We start from the raw sequence: 3,930 nt of genomic DNA, 5'->3' as shown, positions 1-3,930 counted from the left end.
ACTCACACGAATGTCTGGAAACTGAGTCTTCAAGATATGGGAGCTTTACTGATATGAAAAACCACTGAAAAGACATACAAAAATGCCTCTGAGAACGACTTCAGAGGCATTTTTATTATTGAATTCGATTTTTAAGCTCTTCCGCTTTATCTGTCTTTTCCCAAGGGAACTCAACATCCGTACGGCCGAAGTGCCCGTAGGCAGCTGTTTGACGATAAATCGGACGTCGCAAATCCAGCATTTTAATAATGCCAGCAGGGCGTAGGTCAAATAGATCTCTTACAGCCTCCACCAATTTCTCTTCACTAACTTTACCGGTACCAAATGTATTAATAGCAATCGATACTGGCTGAGCTACTCCGATAGCATATGCCAGCTGAACCTCTACCGTATCTGCAAGGCCAGCTGCTACAATGTTCTTCGCTACATAACGAGCTGCATAGGCAGCGGAACGGTCAACTTTAGTAGCATCTTTGCCGCTGAACGCACCTCCACCATGCCGGGCGTATCCACCATAAGTATCAACGATAATCTTTCTACCAGTAAGTCCAGCATCACCTTGTGGACCCCCAATGACAAAACGTCCTGTAGGGTTAATAAAGTATTTCGTATGATCGTCAATTAGATGAGAAGGAACGACCGGGTCAATGACTTCAGCTTTTATGTCTTTTTTGATCTGATCGAGGGTAATTTCCTCCGCGTGTTGAGTAGAGATCACGATTGTATCCACACGGACAGGCTGATCATTCTCATCGTATTCAATGGTGACTTGAGTTTTGCCATCTGGACGTAGATATTCGAGTGTACCGTCGTTACGAACATCAGATAAGCGTTTTGAAAGTTTATGCGCTAAGGAAATCGGTAGCGGCATCAATTCTTTAGTTTCATTGTTTGCAAACCCGAACATAAGCCCCTGGTCACCTGCACCAATAGCCTCGATTTGATCATCGCTCATTTGCCCTTCTCTAGACTCATAAGCAACATCTACTCCTCCAGCAATATCTGGGGATTGTTCATCAATAGCAGTCAGAACGGCACATGTATCTGCATCAAAACCATATTTGGCTCTCGTATAGCCAATGTCTTTGATGGTCTGACGTACGATGGCTGGTATATCTACATAAGTATTGGTACTGATTTCTCCCGAGACCAATACGAGACCTGTAGTTACCGTTGTTTCACATGCGACCCTCGCATTTGGGTCGTTCTTTAAAATTTCGTCTAAAATTGCATCAGAAATCTGATCACAAATTTTATCTGGATGTCCTTCGGTTACAGATTCTGATGTGAATAACCGGCGATTGGCAGGCATTCTCTAAAACTCCTCCTTCTGAAAGTTCAATGGATTAGACGGAACTCTTTACCAGTATGTGCAGAAACTAAGATCAGTTTCCTAATAGGTTTGATATCATATTCTCGCCCTCCCTAAAAAAATCGAAAAGGGAGAATCAAGATGGTTGTCTGTTATGGATCATTTCCTTATATAAAAGAAAAAACCCTTCCTGACTTAGAGGAAAGGGGCTGCTTCCTTTCGCTCTTATCGTCCAAGGAGCAATCATTCTCCTTGCTTCAGGTTAGCACCATGTCATACAAAATGACGGGTTGCCGGGCTTCAAAGGGCCTGTCCCTCCACCAACTCTGGATAAGAGAGTTTCCGTTCTTGCATATCGTATCGAAATCCATGTTCAATGTCAATCAAATAACTATGGTTTAGACAAGGTACAAGTACCATTCTTGCACTTGTTTTTGAATAGCTTATATCTGTTGCGAGCTACTAGTGAATATAACGGTTTACCGATCATCCCGCTTCCAGGAATAGAAAATATTAAACCTAGGATAAACGTAAGTGGACATTTTCTCATAAGATAAGTAACTGCATCATAGCCCTTCATTTCATAACCCGTTGGAAATCGCACATGTAATTCCTGATTGATCGCCTTTCTCTGATAGTCCGATAGATCAGTAAACTTCTCGTATTCCTGGAGTGAAATCCACTCCATTTTCGCCATCCAATCCAACTTTTGAAAAAATCTTTTTGATTGGTTACACAAGTAACAAGCACCATCATAAAGTACGATCGGTTTGTTCATTATTTCACAACCTTTCTATTTACATTTTATCAAATAAAAGGATAAAATAAAGTGAAAGCATTTTCATGAATAGTATGGATTAATAATATGAATGTGTTATACTAATGTTCAGATTAAGTACTTAGCTTCTTTAAATTCTTTAACAAAGGCGGGTAGACACATATGAGTGCCATTAACCAAATGTCAGAATTAAACCTTTTATTAGCACAGGAGCATGTCCACCACCAATTATCTGTACCTCAGTTAGTGGAGAAAATCTTAGAACGCCACGAAGGTACACTTACTAATAAAGGAGCGATCCAAGCCACTACTGGAGCTTACACGGGACGTTCTCCTAAAGATAAATTCATCGTGAAGGATGATGTCTCCGCTGATAAAGTTGACTGGGGTAAAGTAAATCAACCGATAGATGAGAATACCTTCATCACCCTTTACCACAAAGTGCTGGATTACCTGAAAGACCGTGACGAGTTATTCTCTTTTAAAGGATTTGCCGGAGCTGATGAGAAGTTCCGTTTACCGATTCGTGTCATTAATGAATTTGCATGGCACAACCTGTTTGCGCATCAAATGTTCATCCGCCCTGAGGAAGATGAAGTAGATCAATTGGAATCAGAGTTCACCGTGATATCCGCTCCTACTTTTAAAGCCGTACCTGAAGTAGATGGAACAAACTCTGAAGCGTTCATCATGGTTTCCTTCAAACACCGTATCGTTTTAATCGGCGGAACAGAATACGCAGGAGAAATCAAAAAATCTATTTTCTCTGTCATGAATTATATACTTCCACAAAAAAATGTTTTACCGATGCACTGTTCAGCGAATGTAGGGAAAGAAGGCGATGTAGCCTTATTCTTCGGTCTCTCTGGTACAGGTAAAACCACTTTATCGGCCGACCCACATCGCAGATTGATCGGTGATGATGAACACGCCTGGTCCAATTATGGCATCTTCAACATTGAAGGTGGATGCTATGCGAAGTGCATCAATTTAGCGGAAGAAAAAGAACCTCAGATTTTTAACGCGATCCACTTTGGTTCCGTGTTAGAGAATGTCGTTCTAAAACCAAACAGTCATACTCCGGATTATGATGATACGAGTTTAACTGAAAATACAAGAGCTGCTTATCCAATCGATCACATTGATAACATCATTCGCCCTAGTATTGCCGGACACCCTAACGCGATCATCTTCCTTACGGCGGACGCTACCGGAGTGCTTCCACCGATTAGTAAACTGTCGAAAGAGCAAGCCATGTACCATTTCCTTAGCGGATATACGAGTAAGCTTGCCGGAACGGAACGTGGGATCACTGAACCTCAAGCCACATTCTCTGCTTGTTTCGGTTCACCATTCCTTCCGCTTGCACCTTCCACATATGCGGAAATGCTTGGTGAGAAAATCGATCAATTCAATGCAGATGTCTACTTGGTGAATACCGGTTGGACTGGAGGCGCATATGGTGAAGGCTCCCGTATGAAGTTATCCTATACCCGTTCCATGATTCAAGCCGCTCTAGAGGGCGAACTCTCTTCAGTAGAAACGTACACGGATCCATTTTTCGGATTGAGTATTCCAACTCATTGTCCAGGTGTCCCTGATGACGTTCTTATACCTAAAAAGACGTGGGATAATCCTGATCAATATGATGAACATGCTAAGGAACTAGCGAACAAGTTCCACAAAAACTTTAAAAAATTTGTCTACGCCAGTGAAGATATAAAAATGGCTGGACCTGCCTACAACAGGTAGTAAATTATGTTTCCTCATCTCCTCATATAAATGGAGAGCGCGCACGGCAACCGTGCGCGCTCTCTTTGTTATTTAATCAAGACGGTGT

3 protein-coding genes and 1 riboswitch are annotated in these 3,930 nt (G+C 41.9%); of the genes, 1 reads left to right on the top strand and 2 read right to left on the bottom strand.

Going from position 1 to position 3,930, the window contains the following annotated elements; translation table 11 throughout:
• Positions 1-115: 115 nt before the first annotated feature.
• On the bottom strand, positions 116-1,312 hold the full coding sequence (gene metK / locus LD39_RS19525; RefSeq protein ID WP_035552237.1) for a methionine adenosyltransferase: 1,197 nt from the start codon (positions 1,310-1,312) through the stop codon (positions 116-118).
• Between the two features lie 222 nt (positions 1,313-1,534).
• Positions 1,535-1,649, bottom strand: a riboswitch (SAM riboswitch).
• A gap of 54 nt (positions 1,650-1,703) precedes the next feature.
• Positions 1,704-2,090, bottom strand: a complete 387-nt coding sequence (locus LD39_RS19520; RefSeq protein ID WP_035552234.1) for a thiol-disulfide oxidoreductase DCC family protein — start codon at positions 2,088-2,090, stop codon at positions 1,704-1,706.
• Positions 2,091-2,252: 162 nt separating this feature from the next.
• Here LD39_RS19520 and pckA point away from each other — a divergent pair, with 162 nt between their 5' ends.
• Entirely contained in the window at positions 2,253-3,842 is a 1,590-nt protein-coding gene (pckA, locus tag LD39_RS19515) for a phosphoenolpyruvate carboxykinase (ATP) (RefSeq protein WP_035552231.1), read from the top strand.
• Positions 3,843-3,930 lie beyond the last annotated feature (88 nt).

The organism is Halobacillus sp. BBL2006 (assembly GCF_000786645.1).
Lineage (GTDB): Bacteria > Bacillota > Bacilli > Bacillales > Halobacillaceae > Halobacillus.
This window is presented reverse-complemented; position numbering and strand designations above follow the sequence as displayed.